The organism is Burkholderia pyrrocinia, assembly GCF_018417535.1.
Lineage (GTDB): Bacteria > Pseudomonadota > Gammaproteobacteria > Burkholderiales > Burkholderiaceae > Burkholderia > Burkholderia pyrrocinia_E.
Map to the genome: position 1 here is coordinate 1,150,000 of NZ_CP070977.1, position 20,274 is coordinate 1,170,273.

General features: G+C 69.5%; 18 protein-coding genes and 2 riboswitches. Of the genes, 6 read left to right on the top strand and 12 right to left on the bottom strand.

Going from position 1 to position 20,274, the window contains the following annotated elements; all coding sequences use genetic code 11:
• Window positions 1-30: 30 nt before the first annotated feature.
• From JYG32_RS05460 to JYG32_RS05475, 4 genes are all read right to left on the bottom strand, one after another.
• Window positions 31-774: an IclR family transcriptional regulator gene (locus tag JYG32_RS05460; protein WP_213264912.1), complete on the bottom strand. Its 744-nt coding sequence runs from the start codon at window positions 772-774 to the stop codon at window positions 31-33.
• A 53-nt stretch (window positions 775-827) separates the two neighbouring features.
• Window positions 828-1,994 carry an acyl-CoA dehydrogenase family protein gene (locus JYG32_RS05465; protein WP_213264913.1) on the bottom strand — a complete coding sequence of 389 codons (1,167 nt, stop codon included), beginning with the start codon at window positions 1,992-1,994 and terminating at the stop codon, window positions 828-830.
• A gap of 127 nt (window positions 1,995-2,121) precedes the next feature.
• A complete protein-coding gene (locus JYG32_RS05470; protein WP_174382854.1) occupies window positions 2,122-3,423 on the bottom strand; it encodes a CitMHS family transporter in 1,302 nt (433 codons plus the stop codon).
• A 123-nt stretch (window positions 3,424-3,546) separates the two neighbouring features.
• Window positions 3,547-4,710 (bottom strand): CaiB/BaiF CoA transferase family protein, encoded by a 1,164-nt coding sequence (locus tag JYG32_RS05475; RefSeq protein ID WP_213264914.1) that lies wholly within the window; start codon window positions 4,708-4,710, stop codon window positions 3,547-3,549.
• Between the two features lie 275 nt (window positions 4,711-4,985).
• On the opposite strand from JYG32_RS05475, the gene JYG32_RS05480 reads away from it, so the two are divergent.
• Together JYG32_RS05480 and JYG32_RS05485 are read left to right on the top strand one after the other, a co-directional pair.
• Window positions 4,986-5,216, top strand: coding sequence for a hypothetical protein (locus JYG32_RS05480; RefSeq protein ID WP_174382852.1), 231 nt, complete (start codon window positions 4,986-4,988; stop codon window positions 5,214-5,216).
• A 150-nt stretch (window positions 5,217-5,366) separates the two neighbouring features.
• Window positions 5,367-5,789 carry an NUDIX hydrolase gene (locus JYG32_RS05485; protein ID WP_174382851.1) on the top strand — a complete coding sequence of 141 codons (423 nt, stop codon included), beginning with the start codon at window positions 5,367-5,369 and terminating at the stop codon, window positions 5,787-5,789.
• 21 nt (window positions 5,790-5,810) lie between these two features.
• On the opposite strand, the gene JYG32_RS05490 is transcribed toward JYG32_RS05485, so the two are convergent.
• From JYG32_RS05490 to JYG32_RS05525, 8 genes are all read right to left on the bottom strand, one after another.
• A complete protein-coding gene (locus JYG32_RS05490; protein WP_174382850.1) occupies window positions 5,811-6,137 on the bottom strand; it encodes a low molecular weight protein tyrosine phosphatase family protein in 327 nt (108 codons plus the stop codon).
• 24 nt (window positions 6,138-6,161) lie between these two features.
• A complete protein-coding gene (locus JYG32_RS05495; RefSeq protein ID WP_174382849.1) occupies window positions 6,162-6,734 on the bottom strand; it encodes a DUF1993 domain-containing protein in 573 nt (190 codons plus the stop codon).
• Between the two features lie 172 nt (window positions 6,735-6,906).
• Window positions 6,907-7,359: a YaiI/YqxD family protein gene (locus JYG32_RS05500; protein ID WP_047900659.1), complete on the bottom strand. Its 453-nt coding sequence runs from the start codon at window positions 7,357-7,359 to the stop codon at window positions 6,907-6,909.
• Window positions 7,360-7,441: 82 nt separating this feature from the next.
• Window positions 7,442-8,050 carry a vWA domain-containing protein gene (locus JYG32_RS05505; RefSeq protein WP_213264915.1) on the bottom strand — a complete coding sequence of 203 codons (609 nt, stop codon included), beginning with the start codon at window positions 8,048-8,050 and terminating at the stop codon, window positions 7,442-7,444.
• Window positions 8,051-8,118: 68 nt separating this feature from the next.
• Complete coding sequence (locus tag JYG32_RS05510) at window positions 8,119-9,195, bottom strand: ATP-binding protein (protein WP_213264916.1); 1,077 nt, start codon at window positions 9,193-9,195, stop codon at window positions 8,119-8,121.
• Window positions 9,192-13,001: a cobaltochelatase subunit CobN gene (gene cobN / locus JYG32_RS05515; protein WP_213264917.1), complete on the bottom strand. Its 3,810-nt coding sequence runs from the start codon at window positions 12,999-13,001 to the stop codon at window positions 9,192-9,194. Before cobN ends, JYG32_RS05510 begins: the two co-directional genes overlap by 4 nt.
• A 6-nt stretch (window positions 13,002-13,007) precedes the next feature.
• Window positions 13,008-14,087, bottom strand: a complete 1,080-nt coding sequence (cobW, locus tag JYG32_RS05520) for a cobalamin biosynthesis protein CobW (RefSeq protein ID WP_213264918.1) — start codon at window positions 14,085-14,087, stop codon at window positions 13,008-13,010.
• Window positions 14,088-14,112: 25 nt separating this feature from the next.
• The gene (locus JYG32_RS05525) at window positions 14,113-15,171 is read right to left on the bottom strand and encodes a HoxN/HupN/NixA family nickel/cobalt transporter (RefSeq protein WP_213264919.1); all 1,059 of its coding nucleotides are present in this window, start codon (window positions 15,169-15,171) and stop codon (window positions 14,113-14,115) included.
• Window positions 15,172-15,359: 188 nt separating this feature from the next.
• Window positions 15,360-15,625: riboswitch (cobalamin riboswitch) on the bottom strand.
• Between the two features lie 184 nt (window positions 15,626-15,809).
• Here JYG32_RS05525 and JYG32_RS05530 point away from each other — a divergent pair.
• The 4 genes from JYG32_RS05530 to cobO all read left to right on the top strand — a co-directional run bounded on the left by JYG32_RS05530 (window position 15,810) and on the right by cobO (window position 20,272).
• Window positions 15,810-17,960 (top strand): TonB-dependent receptor, encoded by a 2,151-nt coding sequence (locus JYG32_RS05530; RefSeq protein WP_213264920.1) that lies wholly within the window; start codon window positions 15,810-15,812, stop codon window positions 17,958-17,960.
• A 143-nt stretch (window positions 17,961-18,103) separates the two neighbouring features.
• Window positions 18,104-18,341, top strand: a riboswitch (cobalamin riboswitch).
• A 110-nt stretch (window positions 18,342-18,451) separates the two neighbouring features.
• Window positions 18,452-19,261, top strand: a complete 810-nt coding sequence (gene cobA, locus JYG32_RS05535) for a uroporphyrinogen-III C-methyltransferase (protein ID WP_213264921.1) — start codon at window positions 18,452-18,454, stop codon at window positions 19,259-19,261.
• Window positions 19,258-19,635: a cobalamin biosynthesis protein gene (locus JYG32_RS05540; protein WP_213264922.1), complete on the top strand. Its 378-nt coding sequence runs from the start codon at window positions 19,258-19,260 to the stop codon at window positions 19,633-19,635. Before cobA ends, JYG32_RS05540 begins: the two co-directional genes overlap by 4 nt.
• Window positions 19,636-19,669: 34 nt before the next feature.
• Window positions 19,670-20,272, top strand: a complete 603-nt coding sequence (cobO, locus tag JYG32_RS05545) for a cob(I)yrinic acid a,c-diamide adenosyltransferase (protein WP_174383737.1) — start codon at window positions 19,670-19,672, stop codon at window positions 20,270-20,272.
• Window positions 20,273-20,274: the final 2 nt, after the last annotated feature.

The following is a 20,274-nucleotide window of genomic DNA, read 5'->3' on the forward strand; positions in this document are numbered from 1 at the left end:
AGGCCCGCTGCCGGCCGTCGTGCCGTTGCCCTACCCGCGCGCGTGCTCGGCCAGCAGCCGCGCCTTCGCGTCGACGAGCAGCGCCGCATGCGTGTCGCGATGCTGGCGGATCCGCTCGGTCGGCCCGACAACCGACAGCCCGTACCAGTCGCCGTCGAGTATCAGCGCGACCGCGATCGCCGACAGCTCGGGCGCGCTTTCGCCGAAGTTCTCGGCCCAGCCGAGTTCGCGAAACCGCGCGGTTTGCGCGACGAGCGCCGGCAGGTCCGCCACCGTCGCGTCGGTGAAGCGCTCGAACGGCAACTGCGCGCCGAGCGCCTGCTGCGCAGCGCCGGCGAGTTCCGCGAAGATCGCCTTGCCGATCGAATTCGCGTGCAGCGGGCGCAGTTCGCCTGGCTGGCGCGTATAGCGGATCGCCTGCTCGGACTCGACGACGTCGAGGTAGGTCACCGACAGGCCCTGGATCTTGCCGAGCACGGCCGTCTCCCGGCTCGCGTCGCGCAGCGCGACGAGATGCGGATGCACGATGTCGACGACGGGATCGGTCGCATCGATCGCGGCGGCGATCGTCTGCAGGCGTCGCGTCGGGTAGTAACCGCCGCGCTTGCGCACTTCGTACAGGTAGCCGCGGCTCACGAGCGTGCGCGCCATCGCAAGGCAGCTCGACGCCGGCACGTTGAGCAGGCGTGCGAGTTCGGTAAGCGGCAGCGGCCGCCGTTCGGCGGCGAACAGCTCGAACAGGTCGAGCGTGCGGGCAACGAGTTTGACGTCCATGACGAGTGCTTGAATCGGAACGGGAAACCGCGCGCCGGGCGGGCCGCCGCGCGTCAGTACGACTTCGGCAGCCCGAGCACCTTCTCCGCGATGTAGCACAGGATCAGTTGCGGACTCACGGGCGCGAGCCTCGGAATCATACACTCGCGCAGGTAGCGCTCGACATGGTATTCCTTCGCGTACCCCATCCCGCCGTGCGTCGCGACCGCCGTCTGGCACGCCTGGAACGCGGCTTCCGCGCCGAGGTATTTCGCCGCATTCGCCTCCGCGCCGCACGACTGGCCCGCGTCGTAGCGCGTCGCGGCCTTCATCACCATCAGCCACGCGGCCTCGAGCTGCATCCACGCCTGTGCGAGCGGATGCTGGATCGACTGGTTCTGCCCGATCGGCCGGCCGAACACGACGCGCTCGTTCGCATACTGCGTCGCGCGGCGCAGCGCCGCCTGCCCGAGCCCGATCGCCTCCGCGGCGATCAGGATCCGCTCGGGGTTCAGCCCGTGCAGCAGATAGCGGAAGCCGTCGCCTTCGTTGCCGATCAGGTCGTCGCGCGAGACGCGCAGGTTGTCGATGAACAACATGTTCGAATCGACGGCCTTGCGGCCCATCTTCTCGATCTCGCGCACCTCGATGCACGAACGGTCGAGGTCGGTATAGAACAGGCTCAGCCCGTCGGTCGGTTTCGTGACCTGGTCGAGCGGCGTCGTACGCGCGATGATCAGCATCTTGTTCGCGACCTGCGCAGTCGAGATCCAGATCTTGCGCCCGCTCAGCACGTAGTGATCGCCGTCGCGGCGCGCCTGCGTGGTCAGGTGCGTGGTGTCGAGGCCCGCGTCGGGTTCCGTCACCGCGAAGCACGCCTTGTCGCGCCCGGCGATCAGCGGCGGCAGGAAGCGCGCCTTCTGTGCGTCGTTGCCGAACACCTGCACCGGGTTCAGCCCGAAGATGTTCATGTGGACGGCCGATGCGCCGGACAGGCCGGCGCCCGACGCGCTGATCGTGCGCATCATCAGCGCGGCCTCGGTCATCCCGAGCCCGGCGCCGCCGTGGGCCGGGTCCATCGCGATGCCGAGCCAGCCAGCCTCGGCGAGCGCCGCGTGGAAATCGGCCGGAAACCCGCCCGCGCGATCGCGTTCGAGCCAGTAGTCGTCGCCGAAGCGCTCGCAGATTTTCTCGATCGCGCTTTCGATCGCGCGCTGGTCGTCGGTCAGGTCGAACTGCATGGACTGCTCTCCCGGAAAAGGTGAACGGTCGCGCCGTTCTCAAGAAAACGCCGGGCCGCCCCAAGGGTTCCGTCCCGAAGGAAGTCCCCTCGGGGGGCATGGCGCGAAGTGACGGGGCTGCGGACGCTCATAGCGGAAACACGCCCGTCGCGACCGCGGCGAAAACCATCAGCACGGTGGCGGCGAACAGGAACGGAATCGTGAATTTCTGGTGCTCGGCGAGTTCGACGCCGGTCAGGCCGACGATCAGGAACGTCGCGGGCGTGAGCGGGCTCACCGGAAAACCCGTCGTCATCTGGCCGAGCAGCGCGGCCTGCGCCATCTGGATCGGCGGCACGCCGAGCAGCTTGCCGCTCTCCGCGAGCACCGGCAGCACGCCGAAATAGAACGAATCGGGGTCGAACAGCAGGCTGAGCGGCATCGACAGCAGCCCGAGCACGAACGGCATATGGCGCGCATGCTCGACCGGCACGTGCGCGACGACGACTTCCGCCATCGCCTTCAGCATCCCGGTGCCGGACATGATGCCGGTGAACGCACCGGCCGCGAGCAGCACGCTCGCCATCATCAGCGCGGCCTTCGCATGCGCGTCGATCCGCTCGCGCTGGGCCTGCACGTCCGGGTAGTTGATCACGAGCGCGGCGACCGTGCCGAGCATGAACATCACCATCGGGTCGACGATGCCCGACACCAGCGTGGCGAGCACGACGAGCGTCAGCGCGAGGTTGATGCGGAAGCGGCCGGGCCGGCGCAGCGCGCGTTCGGCGTCGGTCAGCTCGCGTGGCGCGATCGCGAGTGCCGCCGCGCCGGCGCGATCGAGCCCGAGCCGTTTCGCCTCGCGTACGCCGAGCACGTACGCGGTGCCGAACACGAACACGAGCCCGACGATCTGCACCGGAATCATCGGCATGAAGATCGCCGAGCCGGGAATGTGCAATGCCGCCGACGCGCGCAGCATCGGCCCGACCCACGGCAGGAAGTTGACGCCGGCCGCCATCGATGCAACGCATGCCAGGATGCGGCGATCCATCCCGAGCCGCGTATAGAGCGGCATCATCGCGGGCAGCGTGACGAGAAACGTGACGGCGCCCGAGCCGTCGAGATGGATCAGCAGCGCGAGCAGCGCCGAACCCATCACGATGCGCGGCGGATGGCAGCCGATCACGCGCAGCACGCCCGCGATGATCGGGTCGAGCATCCCCGCATCGGTGAGGATTCCGAAAAATAGAATCGCAAAAACGAACATCCCGGCGATCGGGCCGATGTTCTGTACGCCGTGCACGATGAACTTGCCGGTCGTCAACCCGAAACCGGCCGCGAGCGACGCGGCCACCGGCACGACGATCAGCGCCACGAGCGGCGACAGCCGCTTCGTGATGATCAGGCCGAACAGCGCGACGATGGCGATCGCGCCGATCCATGCGAGCATGATGCGTCTCCTCTTCAGCCGGTGCGTCCGTGCGCGGGCCGGCGTGGTGTCCGAATGGGGCGTGCGGCCCGCGGCCGTGCGCCGCCGCCGGGCGCGCGGCACGGCCGGCGGCCGCGATGCCGGTCAGTCCCGGCGGTTGTCGTGATCGTTGTCGGCGTCGGCAAACACCTGCGCCGCATGTTCGTTCAGCGCGGGCGGCGGCCGCCGGTACGTGGCCGGCGTGCGGCCGAGCTTGATCGGCGACGCGATGCCGCGATGCCGGCCCAGCTCGACCTTCATCTGCCGATGCGCGACATGCGGATGGTCGAGCGCCGAATCGAGCCCGAGCACCGGCGCGCACGGCACGCCGCGGCGCATCAACTGTTCGGCGAGCGCCGCGCCGTCGTGTCCGGCCAATGCCGTCTCGAGCAGCGCGCGCAGCGCGGCGCGGTTCGCGCTGCGCGCGCGGTTGTCCGCGAAACGCGGATCGCCGGGCCACTCGCGCGTGCCGAGCACGTCGCACAGTGCCGCGAACTGCCCGTTGTTGCCGACCGCGAGAAAGATGTCGACGGTTGCCGTCGGAAAGCTGTCGTACGGCGTGATGTTCGGATGCGCATTGCCGGTGCGCCCGGGCGCGTTGCCCGAATGGAAGAAGTTCGGCGTATGCGGATGCAGGATCGACAGCGCGCAGTCGAACAGCGTCGCTTCGACGAACTGGCCGCGGCCGCTCGCGTCGCGCTCGCGCAGCGCCATCAGCACGCCGAGCGCCGCGTTCAGCCCCGTGACGAGATCGACGATCGGCACGCCGACGCGCAGCGGCGCGCCGCCGGCTTCGCCATTGACGCTCATCAGCCCCGCGAGCGCCTGCACGGCCGCGTCGTAGCCGGGCAGCCCGCCCAGCGGGCCGTCCGCGCCGAAACCCGACACGCGGCAATGGACGAGGCGCGGAAACCGCTCATGCAGCGCGTCGAAACCGAGCCCCCAGCGTTCCATCGTGCCGATCTTGAAGTTCTCGACGACGGCGTCGGCGTGTTCGAGCAGGCCAAGCAGCCGCTCGCGGTCGTCCGGCTGCGTCAGGTCGAGTGCGATGCCAAGCTTGTTGCGGTTCACGCCGAGGAAGTACGACGCGGTGTCGCCGTCGAATGGCGGGCCCCACGTGCGCGTCTCGTCGCCGGACGGCGGTTCGACCTTGATCACCTCCGCGCCGTGGTCGGCGAGGATCTGCGTCGCGTACGGGCCGCCCAGCACCCGCGACAGATCGACGATGCGCAATCCTGCCAGCGCGCCCTGCTGCTCCCGCTCCGCCATGCGTCTCGCTCCTGGTTCCGGTTGATCGGACTGCCGGTTCCGGTAGGCCGGCGCGTGCAGCGTAGCCCTCCGGAATCGGCGAATAATTCTTGCATGTGAATTTATATTCACACTCAGGAATTGTATTGTCAAGCCCGGATGCACCCGGCCGACGCGCGGATAACGCTGCCGGACGCAAGTGGGGCCGAAACCGAATCCGGGCCGGTTGCGCCGTCGCCCCGCCGTTCGTTAAGCTGACGAAAATCGTTCATCTCGAAAAACAAGGCGGAATATTCATGAAACGGATACTGCTGGCGGCCTTCATGCTGGCGTCGACGCTCGGCGTCGGACACGCACAAACCCAGACTTTCCATTTCGGCGAAGGACAGACGCAGACGCCCGGCGCACGGCCCGCGCCCGCGCGCCGGCACGTAACGGCGCCGCCCCATCACCGGCGCGCCGTTCACGAGCGCCGCCAGCCGCGCCACGCGAAGCCGACGCGCAACGGGATCTATACGCACGCATAACCCGGCGCAGGCGGCGCGACATCATGCACGGAACTGTCACGAACGGCCGGTATGATCGCCGCGGCTGCCTGCATGCCTTCGCGGCCCGCTGCCGGATCACGAACCGCCGACGCGCAATTTCTCCACGATTCAGCACCTGTTTTGCCGAACATGAGTACCGGGCCGGACACCCTCGCCGTCATCAAGGAAAGAGCCACGATCGTGTGCTGCCAGCGCAGCAGCGTGCTGCTGGTCGCCCGCACCGCGTCGCGCTGGGCCCTGCCGGGCGGCACGATCCGGCGCGGCGAGACGCCGCTCGAGGCTGCGCAGCGGGAACTCGCCGAGGAAACGCGGCTGGAGGGGCTCGCGCTCGACTACGCGGTGCAGTTCGGCGGGCTGACGAAGCTGCATCACGTGTTCGTGGCCGACGTGCCGGCGCACCTGACGCCGCGCGCGAGCAACGAGATCGCCCGCTGCAAGTGGTTCACCGTCGACCGGCTCGACACGCTCCGTGCGAGCGTGCCGACGCGCAAGATCATCGAGTTGCTGCGCCTCGACTGCTTTTCGGCGATCGCGAACGGCCCGCTTCGCTGACGTCGATGTCGCCTGCGCCGGTCACGCGCGCAGGAACGGGCCGGCCTTGCGTTCGAGCAGCGCGACGAGTTCGGGCTGCATGAACGCGTAACGGTCGGGGATGTCGAGGCAAACAATCTTCTTGTGCTTCAGACGAGCGCCGAATTGGGCCGACAGCCGCGCCTTGTGCGCGCGCTCCATCACGAAGACGATCTCGGCCCAATCGAGCTGCCCGGCGCACAGGCGCGTGTCCGCATCGGGCGCGAGGCCCGCGGAGTCGGTCTCGACGCCCGGCCACGCGGCGAATACCGCTTCGGCCGTCGGACTGCGCAGCCGGTTGCGGCTGCAGATGAACAGTGCCCGTGTCATGTCGCTTCGCGGCCTGCTCGCCACTCACCCTTGCGGAATCGTGCCGGGCCGCACGTACGCGAGCATGTGCGGCACGTAGTCGGCCTTGCCGAGTTCGACGCCGTGATGGCGCAGGATCGCGTACGCGGCGATCGCGTGGAAGTAGAACTGCGGCAGCGCCCAGTCGCGCGCGTACTGTTCGCCCGTCATGTCGAATGCGATCCCGTTCGGCATTTCGAGCGCGATCGAGAGCGCAGCGCCGCCATCGAGCGCATCCGGTGCGAGTTCGCCGAGAAACGCGAGCGTGCCGGCGATGATCGCCTGCGCGTCGCTCAACGTGCCGGGCTGCGCATCCGCATTCCATCCGGCCTCGCGCAAGGCCAGCAGCGCCGCCGGCAGCGGTTCGGCGCGCAGCCGGTAGACCGGCTCCATCGCCTGGAAGCACGAGAAGCGCACCTGTGCGGCGAGCGGATACATGTCGGCTGCGAGCTTCAGCACCATTACCGTATCGGGATCGCCGCCCGCGGCCTGCCGGTGCGCGACAGCCTTGTCGAGCCACGCGGACTGCGCGCGCAGCATCTGGGTAAATGTCGGAACGAGAAGTTGGGTCGGTGACACGTGTGCGCTCCTGTGTAGTGGTTCGCGCCACGATATCAGCGTCGGCGAAAACCTGCATCTCGACCTGGGTGGCGCACATGATCCGATGCGGATCCGGCGCATTGTCGCGTGGCGCGTGCGAGCGTTTTCGCACGCGGGACGATCGACGGCGCCTGACCGCCGACACGCGGCGTCATGGCTTGCCGTGGCGTGCCAGGAACCGGTCGAGCTGCGATGCAAACGTCTTGCCGTCGCGCGCGCTGAACGGCGCCGGCCCGCCCGTGTCGATGCCCGCGCTGCGCAGCTGGTCCATCATCGCGCGCGTTGACAGGCGTTCCTCGATGTTCTCGCGGCTGAACCAGTTGCCGCGCGGGTCGAGCGCATGCGCGCCCTTGTCGAGCACGGCGGCGGCGAGCGGGATGTCGGCGGTGATCACGAGGTCGCCGGCCTCGGCCAGCTCGACGATGCGCGCGTCAGCGACGTCGAAGCCGGCCGGCACCTGCACCGCCTTGATGAACGGCGACGGCGGCGTGCGCAGAAACTGGTTCGCGACCAGCGTCACGCAGATTTCGGCACGACGCGCGGCGCGAAACAGCATGTCCTTGATGACGGCGGGACACGCGTCGGCATCGACCAGTACTTGCATGGCGGGTTTTCCAGTGGGTAGAAGCAGAAGCGGCGATCATATCGCACCGTCGGCCGTGGCCTTGTGCCGGCACTCGGCCCGATCAGCCTGCGAGGTCCGTGCAAAGCGCATCGGCCATCACCCACTGCCCGCCCCACGCATCGGCCAGCCGTGCACCCTGCCCGAGCCGCACGGCCGCGTCGTCGAAGTCGACGAACACGACATGATCGGCCGCCGCGGGTTTCGCCGGCACTTCGCGCGTGCGCCCGTCGGACAACACCCACAGCCAGCGCTGCTTGTCGGGCGCACGCCGCGCATCGCGCGCGAGCAACTGGGCGGCGGCCGCGATGCCGTCCGCGAGCGGCGTGCCGCCGCCGCCGTCGACCGGTTCGAGCCAGCGCGCATTCCACCAGCGCGGCACGGCCGGGCCGAAGCGCCGCGCGGCGCCGTTGCCGCCGAAGCAGATCAGCGCGGTTTCGACGCGGTCGCGCGCGGCGCGATCGAAATACGCGACGATCAGCCCCTTGGCCAGCGCGAGCCGCTCGTGCGATAGCATCGACGCCGAACAGTCGAGCACGAAGCAATGCAGCGCGTGCGGTGCGCCGGCCCGCTTCCGGAAGCGCAGATGGCCGTGATGCAGCGGGCCGCTGCGTTTCGCGGCGAGCGTCGCCGGCCACGCAACGGCGGTGCCGGCGCGCGCCGTGCCCGGCACGCGCGCGGCGGCGCCTTGCTGCCATCGAGGACCGCGAATGGTGTTCGCGGCGGCGCCGGCTCGATGGCTCAGCGTTTTTTTAGCGGCAGCGGCACGACGCTTTTCACGTCGCGCAGCCCGGCGGGTTCGGGCGGCAGGTAGCCCCAGTCGCCCTGCGATGCCGCGGCATCGTTTTTTGTCGCGCCCGGTCGGTCGTCGGGCTGCTGGCGCGCGTCCGGCGGCGAGCGATCGTCGCGTTCGCCGCCCGGCTGCGACGCGCCGGAAGGTGGCGGCGTACCCGCATGGCGCCGGTGCCGCAACACCGCTTCGGCCACGCGCTCCACATGCGACACCGTCACCGCATCGGCCTGTTCCAGCGCGGCGAGTGCGCGCGCGGCGCGCAGCATCACGAGATCGGCGCGCAATCCGTCGACGGCCGCGTCGATGCACAGCGCGCTGACGCGCGCATGGACCGCATCGTCGAAATCCAGCATCGGCAGCCGTGCGCGCGCCGCATGAATCCGGTCGCCGAGTTCGCGCTGCGCGGCTGCATGCCGTGCGCGGAACGCGTCCGGATCGAGATCGAATGCGAGTCGGGCCTTCACGATCCGCTCACGCTGCGCGGCGTCGAAGCAGTTCTCGAGCTCGACCATCAGCCCGAAGCGGTCGAGCAACTGCGGGCGCAGCTCGCCCTCCTCGGGATTCATCGTGCCGACCAGCACGAAGCGCGCATCATGCGCGTGCGATACGCCATCGCGCTCGACGATGTTCACGCCGCTCGCGGCGACGTCGAGCAGCGTATCGACGAGCCCGTCGGCGAGCAGGTTCACTTCGTCGACATACAGCACGCCGAGATGCGCGCGAGCCAGCAGGCCCGGCCGGAAGCGCACGCCGTTCTCCGCGAGCGCATGCGCGAGATCGAGCGAGCCCGTCACCTGTTCGTCGCTCGCCGACAGCGGCAACGTGACGAACTGCCCTTCGGGCAGCAGCTCCGCGAGGCCGCGCGCGGCGGTCGATTTCGCGGTGCCGCGCGGGCCGCTCACCAGCACGCCGCCGAGCGACGGATCGATCGCGGCGAGCAGCAGCGCCTGCTGCAAGGCATCCTGCGCGACGAGCGCCGCAAACGGAAAGACCGCGCGGGCGCGGTGCGTTGTCGGATCGGTCATCGCCGTCCCCCTTCCTGGAGTTGTTCACTCGCGAGCCAGACCGCTTCGATCCGTTCGCGATAGTCGCCCGGCTGCTGCCACAAGCCGCGCTGCATCGCCTCGACGAAGCGTTCGCAGATGCCGTGCAGCGCCTTCGGGTTGTGCCGTTCGAGGAACGCGCGCGTGTCGTCGTCGAACAGGTATGCGTCGGCGACGAGCGCGTACTGGTGATCGGACAGCACGCGCGCGGTCGCGTCATAGCCGTACAGGTAGTCGACGGTCGCGGCCAGCTCGGCCGCGCCCTTGTAACCATGGCGCTTCACGCCGTCGAGCCATTTCGGGTTGACGACGCGCGAGCGGATCACGCGCGCGATCTCCTCGCGCAGCGTGCGCATCTTCGGCGCGACCGGGTTCGCATGGTCGCCGTGGTAGATGCTCGGCTGCTGCCCGGACAGGTGCCGCACGGCCGCCGTCATCCCGCCCTGGAACTGGTAGTAGTCGTTCGAATCGAGGATGTCGTGCTCGCGGCTGTCCTGGTTCTGCACGACGACGTCGATCGTCGCCAGCCGCTCGCCGAACACGTCGGGCGCGGCGTCGCCCGCGCTGTTCTGCGCGTACGCATGGCCGCCCCACTGGCGGTACGCATCCGCGAGATCGGCGTCGGTCTGCCAGCGGCGCTGGTCGATCAGGTCCTGCAGGCCCGCGCCGTAGCTGCCCGGCCGCGCGCCGAACACGCGCCAGCCGGCGCGGCGCCGCGCTTCGTCGGGCGGCACGCCCTGCGTGATCCATTTCGCGCGTTCGCGCTCGATGCGTGCGCGGATCGGGTTCATTTCCTCCGGCTCGTCGAGCGCGGCGACGGCCTGCACGGCCGCGTCGAACAGGTGCATCAGGTTCGGAAACGCGTCGCGGAAGAAGCCCGATACGCGCAGTGTCACGTCGATGCGCGGCCGGTCGAAGATCTCGATCGGCAGGATCTCGAAGTCGGTCACGCGATGGCTGCCGTGCGCCCATTTCGGCCGCACGCCGAGCAGCGCGAACGCCTGCGCGATGTCGTCGCCGCCCGTGCGCATCGTCGCCGTACCCCACACCGACAGGCCGATCGCGCGCGGATAGTCGCCGTGATCCTGCAGATGACGCTCGATCAGCTGTTGCGCGGATTTCAGGCCGAGCGACCACGCTGCCTGCGTCGGCACTGCGCGCGTGTCGACCGAGTAGAAATTTCGGCCGGTCGGCAGCACGTCGGGACGGCCGCGCGACGGCGAACCGCTCGGCCCCGGCGGCACGAAGCGGCCGTCGAGCCCGCGCAGCAACTGGCGCATTTCCTCGCCGCCGCATGCGTCGAGCGCAGGCATCAGCGTCGCGCGAACGCGTTCGATCACCGCGAGCGTATGCGGCCATTCGCCGGGCGGCGTCGCGTCGGTGCCGGGGTTGCCCCCGGTGGCCGCGCACAGCCCGTCCAGCCATTGCTGCGCGAGCCGTTCGAGCCGCTCGCGCGTATCGCCCGCATGACGCCACGGCGATCCATCGAGCGCCTGCAGGATCGCCGGGCGCGGGCCGGCCCACGGCGCGGCCCAGTCGGCCGACAGCGGATCGAAATCGTCGCCGAGCATCAGGTCGCGCGCGAGCGCGCCGATCAGCCCCGCGCGCGCGCCCTTGCCGTCGCCGACCGGAAAGCGCGCGAGCGCAAGCAGCGTGTCGCGTCGCTGGCGATCGGCCGGCGACACGCCGAACACGTGCAGCCCGTCGCGAATCTGCGCTTCCTTCAATTCGCACAGCCACGCGTCGACTCGCGTCAGCAGCGCATCCTCGTCGCCCGCGTCGCGCGGCGGCGATACGCTCAGTTCGTCGTGCAGCCGATGTTCGGCGATCGTCGCGAGGATCGTCTTGCGCAGCAGCTTCGCGCGCCGCGCGTCGACCATCAGCGCTTCGTAGTATTCGTCGACCTGCCGCTCGAGATCCTGCAGCGGCCCGTAGTTTTCCGCGCGCGTGAGCGGCGGCATCAGGTGATCGACGATCACCGCCTGCGCGCGGCGCTTCGCCTGGCTGCCCTCGCCCGGATCGTTGACGATGAACGGATACAGGTGCGGCAGCGGCCCGAGCGTCAGGTCGGGCCAGCACGCGTCGGACAGCGCGACGCTCTTGCCCGGCAGCCATTCGAGGTTGCCGTGCTTGCCGAGGTGGATGACCGCGTCGATGCGATACGCATCGCGCAGCCAGAAATAGAACGCGAGGTACGCATGCGGCGGCACGAGATCCGCGTCGTGGTAGCTCGCGTAGTCGTTCTCGCCGCGCGAGCGCGACGGCTGGATGCCGACGAACACGTTGCCCGCGCGCCAGCCCGCGATCGTGAAACGCCCGTGGCGCAGCGTCGGGTCGGCCTCGGGCGGGCCCCAGCGCTCGTTCAGCGCGTCGCGCACGGCCGCCGGCAGCCGCGCGAAATGCGCGGCGTAGTCGGCCAGCGCGAAACTCTGGAACGCCGGGCGCAGCGCATGCACGGCCACGTCGTTGGTCACGCCTTCGGTGAGCCGTGCGATCAGCGCGTCGCCATCGGGCGGCAGGTCGGCCAGCGCGTAGCCCGCGTCGCGCAGCGCCGCGAGCACGCGCAGCGCGGACGCCGGCGTGTCGAGCCCGACGCCGTTGCCGATCCGCCCTTCGCTTTGCGGATAGTTCGCGAGAATCAGCGCGATGCGCTTGCTCGCGTTGTCGAGCGTGCGCAGCCGGCACCAGCCGCGCGCGAGCGCCGCGACGAACGCGATCCGCTCGGCGTCCGGCTGATAGCGCACGACGTCGACCTCGGTGTGCGGACAGCGATACGCGAGCCCCTTGAAGCTCACCGCGCGCGTGACGATGCGCCCGTCGACCTCGGGCAGCGCGATATGCATCGCGATGTCGCGTGCGTGCAGGCCCTGGTTATCGGTGACCCATGCGTCGCGATTGCCGCCGGACAGGATCACCTGCAGCACCGGCGCGTCGCCGGCGAGCACCTCCGGCTCGGCCGCATCGATCGCGCCGGCCGCGAACGCGGTCGTGTTCAGCACGAGCGCGACGCCGTGCGTATCGCAGAGTTGCGTGATGACCTCGCGACTCACCGCGTCCTTCAGCGACGTCACCGCGATCGGCAGCGGATTCAGCCCCTCCCGAACGAGTGCGTCGGCCAGCGCATCGAACACGGCCGTGTTCGCGGCCTGCCAGTGCGCACGATAGAACAGGATCGCGACGACCGGCGCGCCGGGCGTGCAGCGCGGCCGCCAGTCGTCGACGCTCGCGCGGTCGCGCGCCGGGTGATACAGCGCGGCGGCCGGCAGCGGACGCGGCAGCTCGGGTTCGTCGCCGAAGCCGAGCGTATGGAATGCGATGCTGCGCAGCAGCGCGTCGGCGTTGTGCACGCCGCCTTCGCGCAGGTAACGCCACCACAGCCGGCACAGGTCGGGCGCGACCGTGCTTTTCGCGACGAGGTTCGGGTCTTCCTGCAGGTCGCCCGAGAACATCGCGAGCTGCTGAGCGCGCTTCGACGCGAGCGACTCGGCCTGCTCGATCCCGTACGGCCAGTACGCTTCGCCGCCGAGATGATCGATCACGACCGTCTTCGCGTGGCGCAGCACGTCGTCGACATAGAAATCGACGGACGCCGGCTGCCGCAGGAACGTGACGTTCGCGAGCCGCACGCTCGGGAAGCCGGCCGGCAGTTGCGGCACGACGCTCGCGAGCAGCGACAGCGTCGTGTCGGCCGAACTCAGGATCACGATGTCGGCCGGCTGCTGGTCGATCCGGACGACGCCCTGCGTATCGTCGACGAAGCCGCCCGGCGTGGTGCGCAGCAGATGCATCGCGCGTTACGCCTGTTGCGGTTCGGCCGCGCACGCGGCGTCGAACGCGCGCTGCAGCGCGGCCGCGTCGAGATCCTCGCCGATCAGCACGAAGCGGCTCGCGCGCGTTTCGCCGTCCTGCCAGCGGCGGTCGAAATAGCTGTCGAAGCGGCGGCCGACGCCCTGGATCACGAGCCGCATCGGCGCGCCGGGCAGCGCGGCGAAGCCTTTCGCGCGGTAGATCGTGTGCGTCTCGACGACACGCTGCAGCGCGGCGATCGTCGCTTCGCGCGTGAGCGCGTCGCCCGACACGACCACCGAGTCGAAATCGTCGTGATGATGATCGTGATCGCCGTCGTCGGCCGAGCCGTGATGGTCGTGACGCAGGTGGATCGTTTCCTCCGACGCCGATTCGAGCCCGAGCAGCATCGCGAGGTCGAGCTCGCCGCGCGTCGCGCGCACGATCTTCACCTGCGGCGGGATCTCGTCGCGGATCGCGGTTTCGATCTGCGCGAACTGCGCGTCGCCGACGAGATCGGCCTTGTTCACGATCACGAGATCGGCGGACGACAGTTGGTCGGCGAACAGTTCGTGCAGCGGCGATTCATGATCGAGGTTCGGATCGGCGCGGCGTTGCGCGTCGACGGCCTGCGGGTTTTCCGCGAACTGGCCGCTCGCGGCCGCCGGCCCGTCGACGACGGTCACGACCGCGTCGACCGTGAAGCTGTTGCGGATCGTCGGCCAGTTGAACGCCTGCACGAGCGGCTTCGGCAGCGCGAGCCCGGAAGTCTCGATCAGCACGTGGTCGATGTCCGCGCGGCGCTCGACGAGCGCCTCCATCACCGGGTAGAACTCTTCCTGCACCGTGCAGCACAGGCAGCCGTTCGCGAGCTCGTAAAGCTGGCCCGACGCTTCGTCCTGCGCGTCGTCGCAGCCGATGCCGCAGCCCTTGAGGATTTCGCCGTCGATGCCGAGCTCGCCGAATTCGTTGACGATCACCGCGATGCGGCGGCCTTCGGCGTGCTGCAGGATGTGGCGCATCAGCGTCGTCTTGCCGCTGCCGAGAAAGCCCGTGACGATCGTGACGGGCAGCTTGCGTAGGGTCATGGAATATCCAGTGTCGTAAGGGGAGTCAGGCCGAGATCGTCACGTCGATCTCGTCGTAGCGCTTTAACCGGTAGATCAGGGCCGACACGAGCCAGCATGCGAGGAACAGGCCGATCACGACGTAGCCGAGCATGCCGAAATGCGACGCCACCATCGACGCGAAGTCCCACACCGGGCCCTGCAGCGACAGCTTGTCCGCGAGCAGCGCGAGCACCTCGATGCCGCCGATCAGCGCGGCGACCAGCACCGACACGAAGGTGATCGTCATGTTGTAGTAGATCTTGCGGATCGGCCGCACGTACGCCCAGCGATACGCGCCCATCATCAGGATGCCGTCGGTCGTGTCGACCAGCGTCATGCCGGCGGTGAACAGCACCGGCAGCGCCATCACGGACCAGAACGACAGACCGCCCTGCACCTGCGCCGCCGAGATGCCGAACAGCGCGATCTCGGTCGCCGTATCGAAGCCGAAGCCGAACAGGAACCCGACCGGATACAGGTGCCAGCTACGCGACACGAGCCGGAACAGCGGGCGGAACAGGCGCGCGAGCACGCCGCGCTGGTTCAGCAGCAGGTCGAGATCGGCGTCGACGATCGGCTCGCCGCGCCGCGCGGCGCGAAACGTCCGGTAGACGGAAATCAGGATCAGCAGGTTCGCGATCGCGAGCACCAGCAGGAAGAACGCCGACACGCTCGTGCTGATCACGCCCCCCCACGCTTTCATGCTCTCGAAGCGCGCGAGCGACGCGGCCGTGAGCGTGACCACGACCGACATCACCATCACCACCGTCGAGTGGCCGAGCGAGAAGAACAGGCCCGCGCCGAGCGGGCTGCGGCCCTCCTGCATCAGCTTGCGCGTGACGTTGTCGATGGCCGCGATGTGGTCGGCGTCGACCGCATGGCGCAGCCCGAACACGTACGCGAGCAGCGCGGTGCCGAGCAGCACGGGCTGGTCGTGGAAGGCGGCGAACGCCCAGATCCACGCGCCTGCGTTGAAGGCGATCAGCAGCGCATAGATCGCGACGATCTTGCCGCGCAGCCCGGAGGAACTGTCGTTGAACAGGCGAAACAGCGAATCGAGCATGACGCTCCTTTGCGAACGGTCGACATGAAGAATGCCAACACGGCCGTCGCTGCCCGGCCCCGCGCGGTCCGGCCTGCCATCGGGCCGGATCATGCGCGCTCGCGCAGGCGGCCGGACGACGGGAATCGGGAAACGCTCGGGTGTCGGGCACGCTGCGGCCGTGGACGATGCGCCGCCTCCCCGCGGCGCTGAACCCCAATGTTTAGGCCGGTATCCGGGCTGGCGAACACGCCGCTTCGCCTTCCCGGGTGCACAGGGCATCCAGTGGCGGTCGTCCGCATGCGCGCGCGGCATGCGGCGAAGCGGCGCTGCATCGCGGCGGGCACGATGCGTTCGCTTACCGTTGCGGGGGCAGCACAGGTTGGCTCGACTGCGATGCAGGCAGGCTCCCTGTTTCCCGTTTAACTGCGCGCGCCGGAGGGCGCGCGCGAGCACCAAAACGCGTGCGAGTGTAGGCGCCGGGGGCGGGAGCGTCAAGGCGGCCGCCGACGGGCGCGTCGGACGGGTTCGGTGCGTGTGTGCATCCTGCCGTCAACTTCAGACGAGAACGATTGTCGTTTTCGCTTGCACGGGATAAACTTTTCCTGATCGCAAGCCGAAGCAGAAAAACCCGTTCATTCAGTAATCCTGATATTCAAATGCCGAAACGTCTCAATTACGGGCGGCGGCGCGACGCGCTGCCCATCGCGCTGTGCGCAATGCTGTCGACTTGTCCCTGCGTGTCCGGGGCCGCCGAAGCCGAAGTCGGCGCCGAAGCCGAGCTGCCGGTGCTGGAGGTGCGCGCGCGCCGCCATCCGCACGATCCGCGTCCCGAGCAGGTGAGCACCGCGACGCGCGCCGCGAGCGACCCGCGCGACGTGCCGCAGACCATCGACACCGTGTCGGTCGACGAGACGCTGTCCTACGGCGGCCGCACGCTCGCCGACGCGCTCGCGGGCGTGCCCGGCATATCGAACACGTCGGACACGCGGTTCGACGCGTTCCGGCTGCGCGGCTTCTCCAGCGCGGGCGACCTGCTGCTCGACGGCATGCGCGACGACGCGCAGTACGTGCGCGGTCTCGGCAACATCGAACGCGTCGAGGTGCTGAAGGGGCCGGCTGCGGCGCTGTATGGCCGCGGCAGCGGCGGCGGCGTGATCAATCGCATCACCAAGCAGCCGCAGCCCGAGAATTTCGGCAGTGTGTCCGCGACGACGGGCAGCTACGGCCGGCTCGGCGTGTCGGCCGACCTCAATCGCGCACTTTCGCCGCGCTGGAGCATGCGCGTGAACGCCGGGCGCGAGTATCAACGCAGCTTCCGCGACGCGGTCGACGGCACGCGCCAGTATGTGGCGCCGTCGCTCAAATGGCAGGGCGAGCGCAGCAGCTGGCTGATGCAGTTCGAATACGACGCTTACGAGCGCGTACCCGATCGCGGGATGCCCGCGGCGGTCGCCGCGGTCGATCCGGCCGGCAAACCGGTCGCGTTCACGCTGCCGCCGGCGTCGCGCCGCACCTTTTTCGGCGTGGCCGACCGCGACACGATCCGCGACGCGAGCATGAACTGGCGGTCGGTGTTCACGCGGCAGCTGGGCGGCGACTGGCAGGTGCGCCACCTGCTGAGCGTGCTCGACCTGCACAGCACGTTCGACAACACCTACGTCACGCAGGGTTACGTGACGAAACCGCGCGACTACGCGCGCGTGCAGCGGGCCCGCTATCTGCAGGACCTTCGGCACCTGAACGTGCAGACCGATCTTGAACTGAGCGGCAGCGTGACGACCGGGCCGGTCGCCCATCACCTGCTGCTCGGTGTCGAATACGGCTGGCAGCGGCGAGCGCCGCGGTTGTGGAGCGCCACCGCGTCGCCGGTCTCGATCACCGCCCCCGACAACGTCGACCGTCGCGGGTCCGCGCCGGTCCCGTACATGATGAACCGCCATCTCGCGACCGACTACGCGCTCTACGCGCAGGACCGGATCGACATCGGGCGCGCATGGAAACTGCTGACCGGCCTGCGCTGGGATCGCTTCGTCGCCGATTCGACGAGCCAGTTGAACGGATTGCAGGCGCGACGCGCGTCGACCGCGTGGAGCCCGCGGCTCGGCATCGTATGGTCGCCGCTCGACGCGCACAGCGTCTACGCATCCTGGAGCAAGAATTTCGCGCCGGTCGGCGGCGACCTGATCGGCATCACGCCGGGCGCGCGCGGCAATGCGAACGATCTCGGCCCGCAATACAGCCGGCAGGTCGAAGTGGGCATCAAGAGCGACTGGCTGGACGGCAAACTCAGCACCACGCTCTCGGCATTCCAGATCGATCTGTACAACCGCAAGACCGCCGATCCGGTCAGGCCCGGCTATTTCGAGCTGACCGGCCTCGAGCGCAATCGCGGCGTCGAACTCGGCATTGCCGGCAGGCTGGCCGGCGACTGGTTCGCGCGCGGCGGGATCGGCTGGCAGAACGCGCGGATCGTCGAGGCCGAAGCGAAATCCGTCGGCAAGCGATCGGCCGGCGTGTCGTCGTCCAACGGCAGCCTGTTCGTCGGCTATGCGCCGCTCTCCGGCTTCTTCGCGGAAGCCGGCGTGATCTACGAAGGCGCGCGCTACGCCGATCGCGACAACCTGCTCACGCTGCCCGCCCATGTACGCTGGGACGGCAAGCTTGGCTACCGCATGCGCGACCTCGATCTGACGCTGGCGGTCGTCAATCTCACGGGTCGCAACGACTACGCGAATGCGACGAGCGTCGCGCAGATCATGCCGGGCGCACCACGAACGTTCACGCTGACCGCCGCCTACAAGTTCTGACGACGCAGGGTCGCCGCCGCATGCCGGTCAACGCGTGCGAGTCAGCCTGGCGACCGACGCGACGTTTTTGCAACGCATGGAATCGGATTTGCCCTTGCCGTGCGTGGCGCCAGGGTCACGCATCGGCATGCCGACGCGTGTGCTATCGTATGCGCCGCGTTCGGTGCTCGCATGCGCATTCCGCGCATGCAGTTAAACGGGAAACAGGAGGCGGACCACCGCCCGGCCTGTGCTGTCCCCGCAACGGTACGCCGCCCGCGCGACGCGCTTCCCCGCGCACGCGCCCATGCCGCCCACGATGCCACTGCCCTTCAGCCGGGCGGGAAGGCTGCGGCCTGGCGAGCGGCCAGCCCGGATACCGGCCGACGCAAGGGGCGAGCCCGACGCTCGCCGAACGCCCGATCCGCGGGGGACGGATGGGGTGCGCATTCCGCCCGCGTTCGCGCGGGCTTCGCCCGATCCTTTATGCGTTGCCTGTCCGCCGGCCGCCGATGTGCCGCCCGCCTTCCCCTTTCCACTGTCTCGACACGGTGCGCGCCGTGCCGCGCGCGATGAGCCGCGCATGGCTCGTCGGCGCCGGCCCCGGCGCCGCCGACCTGCTGACGCTCAGGGCCGTGCGCGCGATCGGCGCGGCGGACGTGCTGCTCGTCGACGATCTCGTGAACCCCGACATGCTGTGCCATGCGCGCGCCGACGCGCAGATCGAGCATGTCGGCAAGCGCGGCGGCCATGCGTCGACGCCGCAGGAGGCGATCGTCGCCGCGATGCTCGCGCACCTGCGCGCGGGCCGCAGCGTCGCACGGCTCAAGGGCGGCGATCCGTTCGTGTTCGGCCGCGGCGGCGAGGAACTGGCCGCGCTCGGCGCGGCGGGCTTTCCGGTCGAGGTCGTGAACGGCATCACGGCAGGCATCGCCGCGCCGGCCGCGCTCGGCATTCCGGTCACGCAGCGCGGCGACGCGCAGGGCGTGATCTTCGTCACGGGCCACGGCGCGGGCGCCGACGAACCCGACTGGCGCGCGCTGGCGGCCACGCGCATGACGATCGTGATCTACATGGGCATCCGCCGGCTCGATGCGATTGCGGCGGCGCTGCGCGCCGGCGGCCTGCCCGGCGATACGCCGTGCGCGGCGATCGAGAACGCGACGCGCCCCGAACAGCGGCACGTGCTCGCGACACTCGACACCGTCGTCGAACGCGTCGGTGCAACCGGCATCGGTTCGCCGGCGATCGTCGTGATCGGCCGCGTCGCGGCGCTGGCCGACGATCCCGCGGTGCGCGCGGCGCTCGGCGGCGGTGCATGATGCGCGTCGCGCTCGGCGTCGGTTTCCGCGCGGGCGTGACGGCCGCGCAACTCGATGCCGCGATCCGCGCGGCGCTGGCGCTCTACCCGGCCGCCGAGCCGGCGCTCGTCGCGACGCTCGCCGACAAGGCGCGTGCCCGCGCGCTGCGCACGCTGTGCGCGCGACGCGGCTGGCCGCTCGTCGCAGTCGACGCGGCGCGGCTCGCGAGCCGTCCGGAACTGGCCGCGAGCGGTCCGTCGGACGCCGCGCTCGCGCGCTTCGGCGTCGCGGGCGTGGCCGAGCCGTGCGCGCAGCTCGCGGCGCCGCACGGCCGGCTGCTGGGCCCCAAATCCATCCGGGACGGTGTGACGGTCGCACTCGCCGGCCCGCTCTGAACCTTTTGTTTCGCTTTCGACAGGACGATTCCCGATGAAGACCGATTCCGAATCCCATCAGCGGATGACCGAACGCCGCCGTGCCGGCCACGAGAAGAAGCAGGCCGCCGCCACCCATGAAAAAGGCCTGCTGATCGTCCACACCGGCAACGGAAAGGGCAAGAGCACCGCCGCGTTCGGCATGGCCGTGCGCGTGCTCGGCCACGGCATGCGGCTCGGCGTCGTGCAGTTCATCAAGGGTGCGCTGCACACGTCCGAGCGCGACTTCCTCGGCGCGGTCGCGGAATGCGACTTCGTGACGATGGGCGACGGCTACACGTGGAACACGCAGAACCGCGATGCCGACATCGCGACCGCGCGCAAGGGCTGGGACGAGGCGCGCCGGATGATCGAAAGCGGCGACTACCGGATGGTGATCCTCGACGAGCTGAACACCGTGCTGAAGTACGAATACCTGCCGCTCGACGAAGTGCTCGCGACGCTCGTCGCGCGCCCGGAGTCGGTGCACGTCGTCGTTACCGGGCGGCACGCGCCGGATGCGTTGATCGACGCGGCCGATCTCGTCACCGAAATGCGGCTCGTCAAGCATCCGTACAAGGAGCAAGGGGTGAAGGCGCAGCGCGGCGTGGAGTTCTGAGC